Origin of the sequence: Psychrobacillus sp. FSL H8-0484 (assembly GCF_038005325.1) — a bacterium.
Classification (GTDB): Bacteria; Bacillota; Bacilli; order Bacillales_A; family Planococcaceae; genus Psychrobacillus.
On record NZ_JBBOSZ010000001.1, the window covers coordinates 1,576,866 to 1,594,257 of the forward strand.

Annotated in this window: 22 protein-coding genes; 20 read left to right on the top strand and 2 right to left on the bottom strand. The window is 35.4% G+C overall.

The features are described 5' to 3' along the window. The first annotated feature begins 313 nt into the window (after positions 1 to 313). The 11 genes from MHH81_RS07380 (at position 314) to MHH81_RS07430 (ending at position 7,900) form a co-directional block, all read left to right on the top strand. Positions 314 to 532 carry a hypothetical protein gene (locus MHH81_RS07380; protein ID WP_340919620.1) on the top strand — a complete coding sequence of 73 codons (219 nt, stop codon included), beginning with the start codon at positions 314 to 316 and terminating at the stop codon, positions 530 to 532. Between the two features lie 263 nt (positions 533 to 795). Next, a complete protein-coding gene (locus MHH81_RS07385) occupies positions 796 to 1,443 on the top strand; it encodes a hypothetical protein (RefSeq protein WP_340919621.1) in 648 nt (215 codons plus the stop codon). A gap of 321 nt (positions 1,444 to 1,764) precedes the next feature. Then, complete coding sequence (locus MHH81_RS07390; protein WP_340919623.1) at positions 1,765 to 1,995, top strand: hypothetical protein; 231 nt, start codon at positions 1,765 to 1,767, stop codon at positions 1,993 to 1,995. Positions 1,996 to 2,093: 98 nt separating this feature from the next. Beyond that, a complete protein-coding gene (locus MHH81_RS07395) occupies positions 2,094 to 2,657 on the top strand; it encodes a hypothetical protein (RefSeq protein ID WP_340919625.1) in 564 nt (187 codons plus the stop codon). Between the two features lie 174 nt (positions 2,658 to 2,831). Continuing rightward, positions 2,832 to 3,602, top strand: coding sequence for a DUF4037 domain-containing protein (locus tag MHH81_RS07400; protein ID WP_340919627.1), 771 nt, complete (start codon positions 2,832 to 2,834; stop codon positions 3,600 to 3,602). Positions 3,603 to 3,864: 262 nt separating this feature from the next. Next, positions 3,865 to 4,161, top strand: a complete 297-nt coding sequence (locus MHH81_RS07405) for a hypothetical protein (protein WP_340919629.1) — start codon at positions 3,865 to 3,867, stop codon at positions 4,159 to 4,161. Positions 4,162 to 4,350: 189 nt separating this feature from the next. Continuing rightward, positions 4,351 to 4,530 carry a hypothetical protein gene (locus MHH81_RS07410; RefSeq protein WP_340919631.1) on the top strand — a complete coding sequence of 60 codons (180 nt, stop codon included), beginning with the start codon at positions 4,351 to 4,353 and terminating at the stop codon, positions 4,528 to 4,530. Between the two features lie 824 nt (positions 4,531 to 5,354). Next, positions 5,355 to 6,092, top strand: a complete 738-nt coding sequence (locus MHH81_RS07415) for a hypothetical protein (protein ID WP_340919632.1) — start codon at positions 5,355 to 5,357, stop codon at positions 6,090 to 6,092. A gap of 388 nt (positions 6,093 to 6,480) precedes the next feature. After that, positions 6,481 to 6,747: a hypothetical protein gene (locus tag MHH81_RS07420; RefSeq protein WP_340919634.1), complete on the top strand. Its 267-nt coding sequence runs from the start codon at positions 6,481 to 6,483 to the stop codon at positions 6,745 to 6,747. A gap of 209 nt (positions 6,748 to 6,956) precedes the next feature. Beyond that, positions 6,957 to 7,433 carry a hypothetical protein gene (locus tag MHH81_RS07425; protein ID WP_340919636.1) on the top strand — a complete coding sequence of 159 codons (477 nt, stop codon included), beginning with the start codon at positions 6,957 to 6,959 and terminating at the stop codon, positions 7,431 to 7,433. 221 nt (positions 7,434 to 7,654) lie between these two features. Next, the gene (locus MHH81_RS07430) at positions 7,655 to 7,900 is read left to right on the top strand and encodes a cold-shock protein (protein ID WP_340919639.1); all 246 of its coding nucleotides are present in this window, start codon (positions 7,655 to 7,657) and stop codon (positions 7,898 to 7,900) included. A 499-nt stretch (positions 7,901 to 8,399) separates the two neighbouring features. Here MHH81_RS07430 and sspO read toward each other — a convergent pair whose 3' ends face one another. Next, positions 8,400 to 8,555 carry a small acid-soluble spore protein O gene (gene sspO, locus MHH81_RS07435; protein WP_340919641.1) on the bottom strand — a complete coding sequence of 52 codons (156 nt, stop codon included), beginning with the start codon at positions 8,553 to 8,555 and terminating at the stop codon, positions 8,400 to 8,402. Positions 8,556 to 8,911: 356 nt separating this feature from the next. Continuing rightward, a complete protein-coding gene (locus MHH81_RS07440; protein ID WP_340919643.1) occupies positions 8,912 to 9,307 on the bottom strand; it encodes a VOC family protein in 396 nt (131 codons plus the stop codon). A gap of 327 nt (positions 9,308 to 9,634) precedes the next feature. Between MHH81_RS07440 and MHH81_RS07445 the strand changes: the two genes are divergently transcribed. From MHH81_RS07445 to MHH81_RS07485, 9 genes are all read left to right on the top strand, one after another. Then, complete coding sequence (locus tag MHH81_RS07445) at positions 9,635 to 10,510, top strand: hypothetical protein (protein WP_340919645.1); 876 nt, start codon at positions 9,635 to 9,637, stop codon at positions 10,508 to 10,510. Positions 10,511 to 11,066: 556 nt separating this feature from the next. Further along, positions 11,067 to 11,645, top strand: coding sequence for a recombinase family protein (locus MHH81_RS07450; RefSeq protein WP_445678076.1), 579 nt, complete (start codon positions 11,067 to 11,069; stop codon positions 11,643 to 11,645). Positions 11,646 to 11,916: 271 nt separating this feature from the next. Beyond that, positions 11,917 to 12,045: a hypothetical protein gene (locus MHH81_RS07455; RefSeq protein ID WP_340919647.1), complete on the top strand. Its 129-nt coding sequence runs from the start codon at positions 11,917 to 11,919 to the stop codon at positions 12,043 to 12,045. Between the two features lie 93 nt (positions 12,046 to 12,138). Continuing rightward, the gene (locus tag MHH81_RS07460) at positions 12,139 to 12,405 is read left to right on the top strand and encodes an alpha/beta hydrolase (RefSeq protein WP_340919650.1); all 267 of its coding nucleotides are present in this window, start codon (positions 12,139 to 12,141) and stop codon (positions 12,403 to 12,405) included. A 674-nt stretch (positions 12,406 to 13,079) separates the two neighbouring features. After that, positions 13,080 to 13,757 (top strand): GntR family transcriptional regulator, encoded by a 678-nt coding sequence (locus MHH81_RS07465; RefSeq protein WP_340919652.1) that lies wholly within the window; start codon positions 13,080 to 13,082, stop codon positions 13,755 to 13,757. A gap of 57 nt (positions 13,758 to 13,814) precedes the next feature. Further along, positions 13,815 to 14,852: an NAD/NADP octopine/nopaline dehydrogenase family protein gene (locus MHH81_RS07470; RefSeq protein ID WP_340919655.1), complete on the top strand. Its 1,038-nt coding sequence runs from the start codon at positions 13,815 to 13,817 to the stop codon at positions 14,850 to 14,852. A 43-nt stretch (positions 14,853 to 14,895) separates the two neighbouring features. Beyond that, on the top strand, positions 14,896 to 15,666 hold the full coding sequence (locus MHH81_RS07475; RefSeq protein WP_340925170.1) for an amino acid ABC transporter ATP-binding protein: 771 nt from the start codon (positions 14,896 to 14,898) through the stop codon (positions 15,664 to 15,666). Positions 15,667 to 15,671: 5 nt separating this feature from the next. Further along, positions 15,672 to 16,505: a transporter substrate-binding domain-containing protein gene (locus MHH81_RS07480; RefSeq protein ID WP_340919658.1), complete on the top strand. Its 834-nt coding sequence runs from the start codon at positions 15,672 to 15,674 to the stop codon at positions 16,503 to 16,505. A gap of 191 nt (positions 16,506 to 16,696) precedes the next feature. Then, positions 16,697 to 17,368 (top strand): amino acid ABC transporter permease, encoded by a 672-nt coding sequence (locus MHH81_RS07485; protein ID WP_340919660.1) that lies wholly within the window; start codon positions 16,697 to 16,699, stop codon positions 17,366 to 17,368. Positions 17,369 to 17,392 lie beyond the last annotated feature (24 nt).

The window sequence follows — 17,392 nt, forward strand, 5'->3', positions numbered from 1 at the left end:
TTTGTTATGCTCTCATAACAATCACAAGAACGCTTCATAGAATCGACTGTGAGAGCAATCCATACCATTAAATTATCCATCTATCCCATTCTCGAATCGTCTGAGTGCTGTTCTCCGAGACTTAACAAAGAACACCAATATTTGTAAATGTGTTACACTTTAATAAACAGCTGATTATTCAGTTATTCAACTAACAAGTGGAGACTCTTTGTTACTAACGAAACAGGATAGTTGAACTAAATATTAATCTTTTTGGAAATAATTACATATTAACGTATAAGAAAAAATAATTTCAAATTAGGGGTGTAGGTATATGAGTGACCGATTTGAACTAAGTTTTAAAAACAAGGAAGTTAGAATATGGTTTGTTATTATGGTACCAGTTGTGATAGGAAGTGTATTATTTATGCTTTTTACTGAAATTAAATACCAATCTTTGGTGTCTTTATTTCCTGTAATGGGTTGGTTGATTTTTTATATATGGCGTTATCTATATAGAAGGAAGCAGAAGAAAGAATCTTCTATTACTTAAATTACTTAGTGTTTCTATTCTAAAAGGACTTTTATTGAACTAAAGCAGCAGGTTAGTTCAAGAAGGAAACAATGTGTTATCTAATTATTTTACTCTTTAATATCACTTGTTGCTGCTAATTCTACCAACTTGGATACTTATTTACTTAATTCTTCAACCTTTTTATATGCTTCATTTTCTAAAAACAAATGCTGAAAGAGCTTTTGTTAATACAACAAAGAATATGCATTTTGTGCCCAATATAGAAAAAAGGAGATTTCGGAATGAAAAAAACATTTTTCATCGCTTTGGGATTGTTGTTGGTATTTGGTACTATTATTTATCTCGTGGAGAAAGATAAGGGAGATAATAAGACTGCTAACAATGGTGATTTAGAGAGAGAAATAGTAGAAGTAGGGACGACTACAGCTTTATTAGAAACATATAGTTTTGAGGAAGCTGTTAGTGAGGCAGAATTAATTGCAGAAATAGAAATAGATAAATACTTAGAAGAAATAAAAGAACCTTCACCAAAGACGTTATTTGATGCAAAAATAATAAATTCTTATACGAATGATTCAAGCCTAAAAGATATTAAGGTATTACAACAAGGAACCAAAGAATATAGTTTTAATGGAAATCCATTATTTGAAAAAGATGAAAAATATATTTTATTTCTTAAAAAAGCAGTTGGAGATCGATTTGATGGGACAGACACCTACTGGATTTTAGGAGAGGAAACTAACATTTACTCTATTATTGATAATAATATAATTAAAAAGTGGGCTTTAAGAGACGATGTGTTAACAACTATTGAGATAAAAGATAACAGAAACATTAATAGTAACGACAATAGTAACAAAGATAGTCAATTGTTAGATAAGGATTTATTTGAAGACATAATGAAAAAAGTTATAGAGGAGAGTAAATAAGTGAAAAAAATCTCACATATATTTATGGCAAGGCATTCTTATTCTCATTAATTTTAATTCCTGAGAAAACTGTGTACAGGTTGTTTGCATACTAACCCATTCTGAAGCAAGTGTCTTGGTTACGAAGAAGTGTGTAATGGACAAGATATATATAGTTCGAATTCTTCTTCAACTAACGGAGTGCTTTAGTGAAAAATTATTGAGTTGTTATTTCAGCACATTTTTCTTGTTCAACTAAAGAGGCAGGGTAACAAAAAAATGACAGTATCAACTTCTAATGGTATAATTTGGTTATTTGATAAGTGAAAGGCGGTTTCAAGTGTGAATCAACTGGGGTCTATGGGGATATGGATAGGGATATTTTCTGCTTTTACGTTTGCTATTTGTCTATATTTCTCTCTTACATATTTTGAACATTTAAAAAATGATGATGACCGTCTAATAAGACAATCAAAACTTTTTGCAGTATTGAGTCTTCTTCTAGCTTTAATATTTCCTGTGTTATATCAATTGTATCTATTGAACCGAATGATGAATTTAAATGGCTTTTAACTGCGTTAATCTCTTGGATTAACGATTTTTTTTTAGAACTTTTTAAACTAAAGCAGCAGGTTAGTTGAATAACTATGGATAAATAAGGGGCTATGGAAATGTTTAAAAATAAATTCAAGAAAAGTGAGACAGGTTTATTTATTTTACTTCTTACTTGTTTTCTCCTAATTGGTTGTTCACAAGAAAATCAAGTAATCGAGGAGAAAGAAGCGGTAATAGAAGATAGTAATACTATTACTATGCCAGAAGCAATACCAAGTGACTTCGATTTTATCGTGGAGTTTGGTGTTCGTAAAAGGAATGTAATTAATACCTATGAAGACACAGTAACAAAGGATTTAGTAGCTGATGGAACAGTAACAACTAATTTGACATTTACAACAGAAGAAATGGATAAGATTTATCAGAAAATGAAAGAGATAAATATAACAGGAAAGAAAAACACTAATCCACAAACAAATTGTTTAAGAATACCCTTTAGTGAAGATGAATGGGAAATTACGATTAATGGTGGTGTAATTACTCATACCGTTTCTGAACAGTACTGTTCAGAAACATCTGATGATAAGCAATTAATTGAGTTACGAAATTACGTTTTCTCTTTAGTTAAAAATAAAGACGAATATAAAAAACTTCCTGAAGCTGAAGGTGGATATCGATAAAATCTTATTAAACTACCATGGAAGAATGTAATTTTCTTGCAAATTTTCTGGTGAAGCAGGGCTTCATGGATGGCTAACGAGTGCTTTACTTCAATAAGGTAGAGCGTCTCTTGTTCAACTAACGAAGCAGTTTAGTGGAAGAAGCAAAAAAGGTTTCCGAAAGGGAGAGATTATGTGGATTTAGGAGGTTCTGTATCACGAAATTGGCATGATGAATATTCGGATATTGAACTATTTGTTTTTTGGAAAGGAGCTCCTACTGACGAGGAAAGGAAGGCTCCAATCGTAGAATTAAATGGTAATATTATTGACTTTCACCCATATGAAGAAGAGGAATGGTCAGAAACTTACATAACTCAGGGTGTAAAATTAGAAATAAGCAATTTTCTAACAGATACAATTAACAAAGTTATAGGAGATGTAATTATATCTTATGATACGGATTTAGATAAGCAATGTATTGTAGCTACGGTTTATAACGGAGTTACCCTTAGCGGTGATTTTGTTATTAATTGCATGAAGGAGAAAGTAAGTAAATACCCTTATGAATTAAGTGTGGCTATGGTAAAGGAGAATATTTTTTTAGGAAACAGATGGACTAATCGTGAGGCTTTACTAGTGCGTAAAGATTGGTTAATGCTTTATAAAGTAATGGTAGCCGTTCAAACCAATTTGATGGGCGTATTATTCGGTTTAAACCGTCAATTCGTACACCATCCAGCCTTTAAGTGGCAAAAACATACACTCAGTTCAATGGAAATCACTCCTAAAAATATATCAAATCGCTTAGAGTCTATTTTTCTTGATGACCCAAAGGTTTCTATAAGAGAATTAGAAGTAATAATTGAGGAAATGTACGAACTAATACAACGTGAACTTCCTCAATTAGATTTATCTTTAGTTCTTGATAAATCGTTATTTTTGAGACCAAAAAATGAAATATAATAGAAACCTTGTTAAGCTAACGGGTGCTTTACTTCAAGAAGAAGTGAAGCTTTTTTCTTATTGAACTAACGAAGCAGGTTAGTTGAAGAAGCTTAAGCAATTGAATAGATGTTTTACGGATTGATCCTCAAAGAATAAAGTAACATTTTCTGCCAATCATACGTCTAATTAGCGTATGGGTTTAAATTTCTTGATGTGAAGAAAAGCTTGTGATAAATAGTTCGCCACTTTAATAAAAATGAATAATAAGGAATTGAGGATAATGAAAAAATTAATATTAGTTACATTAACTATGATTATTAGTGTTTCTTCATTCGGATGTAGTAACAAGGAAGTAGGACAGGAAATAAGTAAGGAACAATATAAACGGAAGTTCATAATAATTGACTCTGTTAACGAACCACTTCCTCCTGAAGCTGAAAATGTTGAATATATGCCAAGTAATATTGGTGGACCTCAATTAATTCCAAATGCTAAATTCAGTGATCCAATTATTATTACAAAAATGCCCTACTTAGAAACGAAAAGTGAAAAGAATACATCTAATGTTCAAAAATAAAAAGAATTCTATTTAACCCACGGGTGCTTTACTTCAAGAAGGAGTAAAGCCTTTTTTCTTATTGAACTAACGCAGCAGTTTAGTTCAACAAGGGAGGAGGAATTTTCTGAAGGGTATCGAAGTAGGTATTGTATATGGAGTTTTTCAAGCATCAGACAGAATACTATACCGAAAAAAGGGGGGAGATTTTTGCGTTACAATTTAATTTTATATATTACTGTTGTTTTAATGCAACTTATTATAAGTAATATTTCTTTCTTAGACGGTTATTGGAACGGAATTACAATGTGGTTAAGTACAACTATTTTTATATTCGCTACAACAATTTTTCTCTTAAGTAAGTTGCAAGGACAAAAACCTAAACATTAAAGTTCCGGTCATTCTAAGAACAATAAAATTAGCAGAATTATTTAGCTATCAAGAGTTATTATCCCCTCAGCATAATTAGAGTCTTCTTGCACTAACGAGTGCTTTACTTCAAGAAGGAGTAAAGGCTTTTTTCTTATTGAACTAAAGGTGCAGGTTAGTTTAATAAGGAGTTCATTAATTTTATATAGAATATTGATAATAACTTCAAAATTTTTATCTAAGGAGATATAAAAGTATGACTAAAATAACTTCTATTAAATATTTGCTTTATTTCTTTTCCTATATACTCGTTTACCCGTGCAGCTACCCTTTACTTTTTATGCTAACTTTTGCAGCAGATAGTCCTACTGTTTCTGAAAGTACATTAGATATAATATTTTATAGTTTCTCCTTATTCGTTACAGTCGTAGGTTCTACTATTTTGAATTACTTATTTAAGCGTTCCATGAAATTAAATCAGAATACTAAGCATACTTGGTTGATATTTTTTGCTCATTTAATCTTAATTCCCTTAACATATATATTGATTTTAACCTAAATTTTCAGCACTGATTGTGAAGTATTATACCTAAACTAACGGTGTGCTTTACTTCAAGAAGGGTAAAGCATTTTTTCTTATTGAACTAAAGCTGCAGGTTAGTGGAATAAGAAGGTTTATGTGTGAATGGCGTTGAATAAGTTAATATATGTGAAATTTTTGAACAAAAAAAGGTGTTTTAAGGGATACTTTACTTAAAGTTGGAACTGGTACTTTTTTATTGAACTAACGAGTTATAAGAATTGATAATGAAAAATTATAAGTAGTTAAAACTGGGAGGGTGTCTGTGAAATATTTATATACGATTATCATAATTTCTATATTGATCATGAGTGGATGTTCTAATAATGGGTCTGGGAATGATTTAAAACAAGAAAATGAACAGTTAAAGCAAGAAAATGCAAAGTTATCAGTAGTTAAAGAGGAATTAGAATTAGATTTGAAAATAGCTAGCTTGGAAGCATCTAGGAAAAAAGATCAATTAACTAGTGAAATAACTTCATTACAAATCGACAATGAAAAGCAAAAAGAAATAATTAATCGTTATCAGAATGTACTGGGATTTTCCATTTCGGGTAATCGTACCATCGCCGATGCTTTGAATATCTTTTCTCCTGATCAAGTAAAAACGGATAACCAAATCGCCGATCTAATCGTTTCAGATGTAAAGAAGGAGGCAAACAATGACGCAACAGGTTACTTTATAAAATTCACTGGTGAATTTGAAGTCAGAGGCTCCATCATTCATGATGTGAGTGGAGAAAGTGAGTATTCCTTTATAGTCAAAGAGAATTTGGAGACCATGCCACACACATTATGGCAATTTGAAAAAGGAAGTATCTTCTTTGAAATTACAAATAATGAAGATTTAAGAAAATCATTGGGCGACAAATTAGAGGCTTTACCTGAAGATGGTCAACTAGATATAGTTGGAGTTTTTAAAAATTATTCTTATAACGAAGTTCCTGAATCGGACTCTCTGCCGAGTTATGCTGAGTTTGTAAGATTAATATCAGAGAACTAATTTTTGATTTGTGGATAGGGGTTTTCTAGTTAAACTACCATGAAAATTAGTTTCTTCAAGAAAAGAAAAATGACAATACTTAAGAAGACCCCTGATTAATCGTTAAAAAAAGAGGAGAGCGTAAATAAGCTTATGGAATACTGATGACTGGATTAAGGTCAGTATCAGTATTGACACTTCCTAACCATTTTCATTCTCTGTGGTGCAGCACTGATTTTGTGCTGCATGGATGGCTAACGGGTGCTTTAGTAAAGATCATAGGGTTGCTTCGGCAACTCTTTTTTCATATTAATTTTCATTGTAATACTTACTTTATTTGGAACCTCAATTTGTTTCAAACGCATTAAAGTTAAGGGCAGGTTAGGAAGAATGGAATGGAGGAAGTGTCTTGAAAAAAGATAAATTAATAGGTTTGGGTGTATTAGCTTCTTTATTATCTGCAATTGGTTTTATATTGCTATTTTTCAGTGTGAATTTTGGAACATCACTTGCCGAAAAGTGGCTAGCCAAACAAGGTGGGGCAGACACTTCAATATACCTAATTGTAATTGAAGGTTTCACAAATAATTTCTTGGCCGCCGGAAGTATACTTTTTGGGATTGGACTTGCTACTATTCTGTTTGCAATTTACAAGATCTTTAATATTAATGAATAGAAGTAATAAATTTTTTTTCTTATTCAACTAACGAGTGCTTTACTTCAAGAAGGAGTAAAGCCTTTTTTCTTATAGAACTAACGCAGCAGTTTAGTTGAATAAGAAGGAGTTTATAGAAAGTTGGCGAAGTTGAGATAATATGAGGAATTATTTAAGTACATGGAATAAGGCAGGGGTATAAAAAGAGATATTAAGAGAGGAGAGGTTTCTTGAATAAAAAGTATAAGATTTTGATTATCTTATCAATCATTTTAGCACTTTCGTGGTTGGTTGTATCTTTTTTTAGCCAAGATAAAAAGACTGCTGAAGAGTTTGCAAATAAAGTCTTTTCTTATCCACTTCCTCCAAAAACAAAAGTGCTTGAACAAGGATTTGATTATGGAGTTAGCTACGGTGGAGGACCATGGGGTAGTGGGGGACAACCAACTGTAGTTGTCTACAAAAAGTTATATTCTGAACTTAGTGAAAAAGAAGTGTATGATTATTATAAAGAACAAGAAAAAGGTTTTGAAATTTACTTTGAAGGCGACGAAGAGATTAAAAAGACCTTTGATGGTAAGAGAACTTGGTATGAAGGTAAGACCCGTGAGAATCTACATACCAAAGATAATACCGGAGAACCGATAGAATTCATCATCCAGGTAAGAACAGAATTTACTTCTGCCTTCGGAGATTTGGCTAGATAGTAAATACCAAGAAGAAATGGTACTGACTTCCCTTATTACTCCTTATTCAACTACCATGGAAGAACGTAATTTCCTTCCATATTCTGTGGTGAAGCAGGGCTTCATTGATGGCTAACAGGTGCTTTAGTTAAACAAGTGGCTGCCTGTAAGGGTAGCTTTTTCTTATTGAACTAACACAGCAGGTTAGTTCAAGAAAGAAATGGGAAGGAGGTCGAACGAATATGAAACGAGAGGGAATCGTTAAATGGTTTAAAGAAGACAAGGGTTATGGTCGAATTATGCTTGACGGTGAGGATGGAAATCATGTTTTTGTTCATTTTAGTTCGATTTTACTTGATAAAGAAAGATTTTCGGATGGATTCAGATTCCTTAAACAAGGTCAAAAAGTATCCTTTGATTTAATTGAAAACCCAAATTCTACTGACCAGAAACAAGTTGCAGAAAATGTAATAATTATCTCTGTCTAAAGAAATCTTATTCAACTAACGCAGCAGGTTAGTTGAAGAAAGATTGCGTGTAATTTCGAACTTTTACGAACCGTTTTCGTTCATATAACAAGTATGTTCACCCCTCTCGTGTAAATAATAATACGATGCCATCGGAATAGAGCTTGTGCGATTGTATTATAAATTTATGCGTCAAATAGCCCCCACCTTACTATAGATGGGGGCTTGTTGTATCATTTTGATAACTTATTAAAGACGATACACGTAATAGGTAATGTTGTTGACCAATGCATCAATTTGTCAGAGGCATTTACGTCTGTCGGATAGTATTGGAGAAAAGCAAACGCCATCTGTCTGAGTATCGCAGTAACCGCCAAAAGTAACGGTTTGGATTTCTACGAATACCTGAGGAACTTTTTACGGATCTAAACGGAATATAGTAAATAAATGAAGTAAGCCGTGTATTCGATTTAAAAAAGGTGCGCTTATTTTTTATAATTCGGGCTTACATCATTTTAGCTCATTGCCGCTTCTTCGTTTTCTTATTATTAAGTCTCTCTGCCGGTGTCAAGGGTTTGTTTGCAAGTTCATGATCAAACTCTCTTGATAAATTCTTCCTAGCCGCTTGCTCATCACTAGCGTTACCACTTAAATTGTTATTCGGGCTTTTGCTCACTATATACACCTCCATGATTTTAGTTTGCCACGTGGTGTCCTTAGTATGCATTTTTGTTAAATCTTACGGTAATTGTTTTGTAATTGATTATCTCTTCAAATGCGGTTACTAGGTTCTCTCCTTCGCAGCATTTAAAGAATGTAAAAAAGTTACTTCTTTCTGTGATAGCCTATTGTACTACCATGGAAGAACGTAATTTTCTTTCATATTCTGTGGTGAAGCTGGTCTTCATGGATGGCTAACGGGGCAGTTTAGTTGAAGAAGAGAATGGTAGTTTTTATGTCGCATTAGACTCATTATGTGTACTAGAAAGAAAGGCGCAAAACGCCTTCACCCAGAACAGTAAAAAAAATTTTTTACTGTTCTGGGTGAAGGATATTGCAGGCACTTAACCAATTTCCAGAAGGATCTTTAAATCCAAAACCTCCAAAATCGCCTTGTAAATTTAAAGGACCAACTTCAACTTGTTTTCCTTCAAGCCACTCATATAATTCTTTTAAGGAAGGAGTATAAAAGTCAATTACGCTATGAACGATATTAGTATTTGTATTTCTGAATGATAATCCATTAATTTCTTCAGTTTCAACCAAAAAAATCGTTGGAACTCCTTTTGATTTCATAGTAAGCATAGCATTTTTTTCTCCTTGAAAGTGGACTTCGGCACCAAGGATATCGATATAAAACTCTATAGATTCTTCTAAATTAGTAACAGGTATTTCCAGTGTAGCAATATGTGAAATTAAATTAGTCATAGTAGCCTCCTGTGTTTTGTTTGCACATATATTTTTCTACACTCAATTAAGAAATCCCTCTTAAGTTTCATTAAGAATGGAAAAAAATTTATCGCTAATTCCATTTGATACATGAAGTTTGAAGTATGACATATGGGTGGACAAAATACGATTAATATCTAATAAGCTTTCGACTATAATGTGTAATAAAAGAGAAGGTGCTTATTCAACTAATGGGTGCTTTACTTCAATTAGTGGTAAAGCCTTTTTTCTTATTGAACTAACGCAGCAGGATAGTTGAAGAATATTCGGGAAAGGTACCTATAAAGAAAAGGTAGGTGGGCTTTATTGAAGAAAAAACTCTACGTGCTTTTTTGTATCCTATTTCTCGTAAATAATACTGTTGTTTTTGCGAAGCAAGAAGCACCTAACCAAGACTTTATTAATAAGTATTTTTTTGATGTAAATTTAATTAATTCAGCCAGCCAAATGGCTGAAGCAAAAAAGAATACCAATCAACCTTTTTTGGAACAATTGATGACGCATTCATTAGTGCATAATGATGTTCAAAACATTAAAGTTGAAAATAATTCCGGACTTCAGCGTGTATTCAGTATCAATGATGGTTTTCAAGAACGTGTACTCAGAAAAGTAGTTTACTGGCTTAATAACTCTGACCGAGTTAATGGAACAATCGAGGTATCTTTAGATAATCCATCCAATAAATTGACGTTAAAAATGGCAAATGATGAAGTGATCACTATTGAACCCGCTTATACATGTGTAGTTGACAATAAAAGCAAAACCTGCACGGCTAAAGAAGGGGAATTAATCGTTTCGGAAAATAGACAAAAAGTGCGATTAAAGTCACAATCTCTTTATGATTGGCTCATGGTAGGGTGGAGAAAAGAAGTGGACGGACCTACTAAAGAAGAGTTACTTGAAGAAGCATTGTTTACACGTTATTTATATCATTTGGGCCCATCTTATTCGGAATTTTTTGACTGTCCAAAAATCAATATTGAACCCATTGATGGAGATCCTAGGAGACATCTCATTTTTGGCAGTGCTTTAAACTATTCAGGACACCACGGTGGAGATTATGATAAACTTACTTTTTCTGTAAGTGATTCTAACCTAACAGGGTTACAAGTGACAAACGTAAAAATAAAGAAACATATTTCGCAAGAAGAAATCGAAAAACAATGCCGTACGTTTGATTAAATATAGTTCTTACGAAAGGGGTGTTTCTTTCAGAGAAGGAACGCTTCTTTTTATTTGAGTTATTTCAGTAAATCAAAGTGATAATAAGTTTGTGAAAGATTGTCCTTAAGCTAACGGGTGCTTAGTACTTTAACTAATTGAAACCACCGACACCTATTGATTGAGAAATATGCACTGCACCTGCTGAAGAAATACGGCCATCAACTTGATCTACAGGAACACAATGTGGAAATGGTGGTAAAGCAAGCTGACTTAATGGCAGGGAACTTAAGGGAAAAATTAATATAGCTCCTGGAACCTTCGTTATGTGTAAGTTTTACTACTTACCATTTACATTGGGCCAGGAGTTATTTGTGGTTATTACACTTCCTGTTGAAACAGAGCATGTAGGTATTCAGAAATACGAAGGGGAGATCCAAAGTCTAAAAGTGTTAAGAAATAGACCATCAATAATTCATTCGAAATGTATTCCATATCCCACCGAATATCTGTCTAAAAGTATGTATATAAATATTAGTACAAAACATTGATAACAATTAAACAGAGGGGTGGAATTGTGGGTGAAAAAGTTGGTTATGGTCGCGTGTCGGGCGACGGTCAAGATTTATCGGCACAAATTGAAGCCTTAAATGAAGAAGGATGTAAAAGGTTGTTCGTTGAGAAAGTAACTGGCACAAGCACAAAGAATCGTATCAAGCTAAAAGAATTACTTGAATATGTTCGCGAAGGCGATACAGTGGTTTGTACGAAAATTGATCGATTGGCTCGAAGCATTATCGACTTAAATAAAATTGTTACAGAATTAAACGAGAAAGGTGTTAGTGTTGTTTTCCTTCGGGACAACATAACGTTTGGAGCAGGTAAGGACAACACAAGCCTAAACAAATTGATGTTCAACATCTTAGGGGGCTTTGCACAATTTGAGCGTGATATTATTGTTGAAAGATCGAGTGAAGGTAGGAAACGAGCAAAGGCAGCAGGGAAACATATGGGCCGTATTGGACAACCGGAAAAGAAAGTCCAACAAGCATTAAATTTGATGGCTACAAGAGAGGAAAATGGTTTGACTGTTGCTGACATCGTTAAAATAACTGGCGTGCCGAAGCCAACTATTTATTTGAAGATGAAAGAATAAACGAAGAAGTGATCTTGTGCAACTAACGAAGCAGTTTAGTAAAAGAACAAGTTTATTTGAAACGGAATTATAAATAATATGGTCTATATAGTAAAGGAGGAGGTAAATTTGAAGTTTAAACATTTTTTGTTTCCCAAGTGTAACAGATTTAAAGATTAAGATTTGTTAGAAATATGTAATAAGATTGCATAAAACCACACGAAATACCCCCGTTACTTTGTTTTAGAAGAGATAGCAAATGCCATTACAATACGGTTTGGGGGAAAAGAGAGTGAATTCTAATACAAAAAATTTAACATACAATGAAACCGAAGTTTATTGGAAGAAATATCAGAGATTTTTTCCTGAAGAACTGCGAATAAATGAAAAAAATCTACCAAAAGAAGAATGGTGGGATTAGAACGATTATCATATCCATCTGGATCGAATGCCCTTTCCAAGTTCGCAAATTTAAGTTATTTTAATTTATGGTGCAGCTGGAAACGGTCGGCTATTGGCACCCTATGCAAGGATGCTACAAGTACATGGATATGATGTTGTATCCCCAGATCTCCCTCTTTATGGTCTCAGTTTCACTGAGTCATTAAAATCCATGGATTACCGAGATTGGGTAAAAATAATTACGGAGTTCATCAAACAGGAATTCAAGCGAGACGGTAAACCAATTGTTTTATTAGGAGCCAGTATCGGAGGCATGCTTGCATATCATGCGGCTAGTATGAGCAAACAAGTTAAAGGTTTGATTGTAACGACCTTGTAGATACAAGTAATCAGAAAGTTCGTGATCAAATTGCCCCAAATAAGGATATTAGCCGCTTAGGTAAATTCACGATGGATAGTTTCCCTTTTGTACTGGATCCGTTTCAGATTTCTGTTTCTAAAGTATCGAGAATGTAGTTAATTACAAATAATTTTGATCTGACCAAACTAATTATAAATGATTCTCGAGCTGCAGGGACAAAAATTCCTTTGCGAAGCCTATGTCGTTGCACAGCCTATTTCTTCATAAACTCGCCCATAATTAAATGACAAAAAAAGGGGACCGAATCATCTTTAGAGATCCGGGTCCTTTTTTTAATTTCAGCAGTCAAAATTTGTTGTAAAATTATCCATATTTGTGCGTGTATAACTAATAAGCAACACTAGCGCACCCGTCGGATTTATACACTAAGTATATTTATTCACCGCCCCTTGCTGCAGCGAGGTCTTTCTTTATGCAGAGTGAATATGGATGTATAGATTAATTGTTCGGGTGAGAGGAAAAATGCTAGGAATGACGTGGTAGCTACTAATGTCGAGAAATTATTCGATTAGTGCGCACAGGTACAAAAAAAAAAAAAATCAGAAAAAACGAAATATTCTATTTCTTTTTTTAAAATGTGTGCTAGAATAACTTTATAATTGTATACAATTATTTTAAAGGCGGTGAACCAGTTGAATGAAAGAGCAAAAGTCAGTCGAGTCTCTACGAAAGATATTGCACATAAAGCGTTGAGAGAAATGATCATCAAAGGTGAACTGGAACCGGGTCAACCAATTGCGGAGGAAGAGTTAGCCAAAGAGCTACAGATCAGTCGAACCCCTCTTAGAGAAGCTCTTCAGATCTTGGAACTGGAAGGATTGGTCAATCGCAGTTTAAACGGCCGAATGAATGTGGCGCCGATTTCGATCCAAGAAGTGAAAGAAATATTTGTTATCCGTAGCAACTTGGAAGGGATTGTCGTTGAAGATGCCATTGATAATATCACGCAAAAGGACATTGACCACTTAACCCATCTCATCAAATTACTCAAAATGGCGATAAGCCTGGAAGATTATGAGACAATCGATCGATTTGGTAAGCAATTCCACGAATACATTTACACGGTGAGTGGCAACAAGATAGCGGTCAAGTTCTTGTATCAGCTCAACAGCATGATCAACCGGTACAGGCGATTGGCACACAAAAGTATTGGCGATACAAAACAATCCGTAAAAGAACATAAGATGATCCTTCATTACATCATCCAAAAAGACAAGATCAACGCAGTAGAAGAAATGAAGAAACATATTTTAGGTTCGTTGAATCAAGCCATCAAGACGGTCGAAAAATACGAACATACCCAATTCTAACAAGAGAAAGGTACAGATTGAAACAGATTGCGAACCATATGAGAGGAGGAAGAGTTCATGACATATGCAGTAATGGGCGGTGGAAATACAGGGCAGGCCATTGCAGGATATCTGAAATTGAACGGAGAAAGCGTGAAATTGTATACCCGTGATCCACAGAAAGCTGAAAGAATTTCTACACAAGGGTTGGAAGTGAAAGGGATCTATTCGGGGCACGTCGATTTAGAGGCATCGACCACCATAGATCAGGTGATTGCAGAGGCCCAGTTTATCATTGTATCGACGACGGCTATAGGGCATGAGACGATTGTCAATCAAATTAAACCGTTCTTGCAACCCAATCAAACCATCATCTTTTTTCCAGGCTACTGGGGTGCACTAGAATGTGAACGAATTCTGGGTACTGATTTGATTACAGAAAAGAACATTACAGTGGCCGAAACGAGTGCCATGCCTTTTGTCAGTTTGGCCGATCAAGTCGGTTCAGTAGCGATCACTAAAATTAAATACAACGTACTAATTAGTACGTTGCGTAAAGAGAACCAGATTGCTCCATCGTTTATGGAAAGGTTTCCGCAATTGATTCCGGGAGAAAGTGTATTTGAGACTTCCTTAAATAATTCCAATGTGGTGATTCATCCTCCGATCACCCTGTTTAACGCGGCAAGGATTGACGCATCCGAGAGATTTCAGTTCTATCCTGACGGAGCATCTCCCTATTCCTGTAACTACGTAGAAAAGATGGATAAAGAACGAATGGAAATAGCAAGTCGTCTACATGTCGATCTTCAAAGTATTTTGAGTATCTTGAATGAATTTTATGATTCCGATTATCCCACGTTATATGAAGCTTTGCCTGGCTTGTTTCCTACTGGATTAGGTCCTACGACACTCGATTATAGGTATCTGACAGAAGACATTCCTTTTGGACTTGTTCCGATTTCAGAATTAGGGAAAATCTTAGGGTTGGCAACACCGTATACCGACTCCATCATCAGCACGGCATCTTTACTTATGAACAGCGACTATAGGCAAGTAGGGATTCGCTTTCAGGGGTTGACCGAGGAGAATCTACGGCGGATGTCCATGGTATAGCACATATAGGATTTGAAATAAAGCACTTGGGGAGGTAGAGATTATCTTACACGTTAAAAACTTGCATGTTTCATACAACCAAAAAGAAGTGTTGAAAGGTATTAACCTATCGGTCGAAAAAGGCGAGGTTGTATCGTTTATTGGTCCGAGTGGAACAGGGAAAACCACCTTATTAAAATGCATCAATTACTTAGAAAAACCCCAACAGGGCGAAATTCAAATCGGGGATCTGCATCTCAATTATCAAAGTTTATCCAAGCAAGACACCCTAAAGCTTCGCAGGAAAACCGCCATGGTGTTCCAGATGTTCAACATTTTCAAACATAAGACGGTCATCCAAAATGTAATGGATGCTCAAATAGCCGTTCAGAAAAAGTCCAAAAACGAAGCGTATGCCATGAGTTTGAAACAATTAGAAAAGGTAGGTCTTAAAGATAAAATAAATGAATATCCATCTCGCTTATCGGGAGGACAATTACAAAGGGTCGGCATTGCACGTGGCTTGGCGCTTGAACCCGAGTTGATTTTGTTTGATGAACCTACTTCAGCTCTTGATCCCGAATTAGTAGAGGAGGTATTGAAAGTAATAGAAGATGTAGCAAAGTCCGGCATGACAACGCTTCTTGTCACCCATGAAATGGACTTCGCCAAGCGGATTTCCGACAAAGTGGTCTTTATGGAAAATGGTTACATTGTGGAAGTGGGAACGCCTGAACAAATCTTCGAGAAATCAGTGAATGTGAGAACAAGGCAGTTTTTGAAAAAGATCTATGCAGAGCAAGACCAACAAAAATTAAACATTAAGGGTGGTTGATGAGAATGAAGAAAAAGTCAATTTTAGTAGCAGCTTCTGTACTGGGTTTATCTCTCCTTACTGCATGCAATTCCACTGACAACAAGTCACAAGCTGAGAGCACTGGGGATTCAGGCGTAAGAACAATCAAAGTGGCGACTGGCCACACGTCAAAACCATTGAGCTGGGTCGATGAGAACGGCGAAGTGACGGGTTATGAGCCTGAGCTGATAAAAGAACTGGATAAAGTACTTGAAGACTATGAATTTGAATTGTTCGGTGTGGAAGATTCAGCGGGTGAAACAGGACTAGCTACTGGAAAGTACGACATGTTGGCAGGTGGTCTAGGGTTCACGGAGGAACGTGCAGAGCAATATATCATTCCTTCAGAATCGAGTGGTCGTGCCCTGGTCAAGATTTACGTGGCAGAAGATAGTGGAATTGAGAGCATTCAAGATTTGGTAGGGAAGAAAATTTCTCCTCTATCCCCAGCGGGTGCCACATATAAAACTGTTAAGGATTGGGAAGAAGAAAATCCTGAATTTAAGCTAGAGTATGATTTGGCTGATGTGGGAATTCCAATCGCAGATCGACTAAAAGAAGTGGCGACTGGCAAATATGATGCGTTGTTCTATCCATCGAGTTACGGACAAATCGAAATCATTGAAGATCAAAATCTACCTGTTGTGGGATTGGACCCAGTCAAAATTATTCCTACGTTCTTTATGATTCACAAATCAGAGGAAAATGAGGAACTGAAACAGGCCATCGATGAAGGTCTAAAGGAATTGGCAGAAGCAGGCGTGCTTTCTGAGTTGTCTACTGAATTCTACGCAGAAGATGTGTTTCAATACGATTGAGGCTTTTACATGAACGTCTTGGTTCGAGTCAGATAAGGTCATAGTGAATATCTCCGGATCGACTAGAGCACATCCATATTCTCTCGTTTGGTTGAATCCCTTGAGAATATGGATGTAGACTAAGACGAAAAACATAGACATGACACCGTCATGTACAGAAGAGATATTCATTAGAGAAGGGAGAAATGACGATGGAAACGGGTATGCAAGAATTACTAATGGAGTTTCTTAAAACGCTTCCGATCAATATTATCATCATCATCTTGTCGGCTGCGCTTGGGTTACTCTTTGCTGTGCTATTAACGTTTGTGCGACTAAAGAGAATTCCCGTCATTAGTCAATTAGCCGATTTGTATGTATCTTTTGCGCGAAGTGTTCCTGGACTGATTTTACTATTTATAGCGTACTTTGGAATTCCAAAAGTGTTACCTCTCATCGGTTTGGGCACATATGATATAAGCCCGATGCATGCTGCTATTATTTCCATGGGATTTTATCATTCTGGTTATATTTCTGAAGTGTTTCGACCCGCTTATCTCGCCGTTGAAAAAAGTCAACATGAAGCTGCAGATAGCTTGGGGTACACACCAATGCAAAAGTTTTTCCGAATTATTCTGCCCCAAATGGTTCCTGTTGCTCTCCCGGGATACGGCAATGCCTTGGTTTACTTGATTCATGATACGTCGTTGATCTTTGCCATTGGCATCGTGGATATTATGGGAACCGCAGAATTGTCTATCTCACGATCTTACGGTACTAATCAAATCCTAATTTACTTTATCATTGCCTTGATGTTTTCGGCTATGTGCTTCACAACGGACGGATTGGTTAGAAAACTGGAGAAGAGAGTGGCCATTCGATAAAGGTTAAACACAATAAGCAGGGGG

Coding starts and splice junctions, on each gene's coding strand:
- MHH81_RS07380 (WP_340919620.1), top strand. CDS start 314: ATGAGTGACCGATTTGAACTAAGTTTTAAAAACAAGGAAGTTAGAATA.
- MHH81_RS07385 (WP_340919621.1), top strand. CDS start 796: ATGAAAAAAACATTTTTCATCGCTTTGGGATTGTTGTTGGTATTTGGT.
- MHH81_RS07395 (WP_340919625.1), top strand. CDS start 2,094: ATGTTTAAAAATAAATTCAAGAAAAGTGAGACAGGTTTATTTATTTTA.
- MHH81_RS07405 (WP_340919629.1), top strand. CDS start 3,865: ATGAAAAAATTAATATTAGTTACATTAACTATGATTATTAGTGTTTCT.
- MHH81_RS07430 (WP_340919639.1), top strand. CDS start 7,655: ATGAAACGAGAGGGAATCGTTAAATGGTTTAAAGAAGACAAGGGTTAT.
- MHH81_RS07440 (WP_340919643.1), bottom strand. CDS start 9,307: ATGACTAATTTAATTTCACATATTGCTACACTGGAAATACCTGTTACT.
- MHH81_RS07470 (WP_340919655.1), top strand. CDS start 13,815: ATGACATATGCAGTAATGGGCGGTGGAAATACAGGGCAGGCCATTGCA.
- MHH81_RS07480 (WP_340919658.1), top strand. CDS start 15,672: ATGAAGAAAAAGTCAATTTTAGTAGCAGCTTCTGTACTGGGTTTATCT.
- MHH81_RS07485 (WP_340919660.1), top strand. CDS start 16,697: ATGGAAACGGGTATGCAAGAATTACTAATGGAGTTTCTTAAAACGCTT.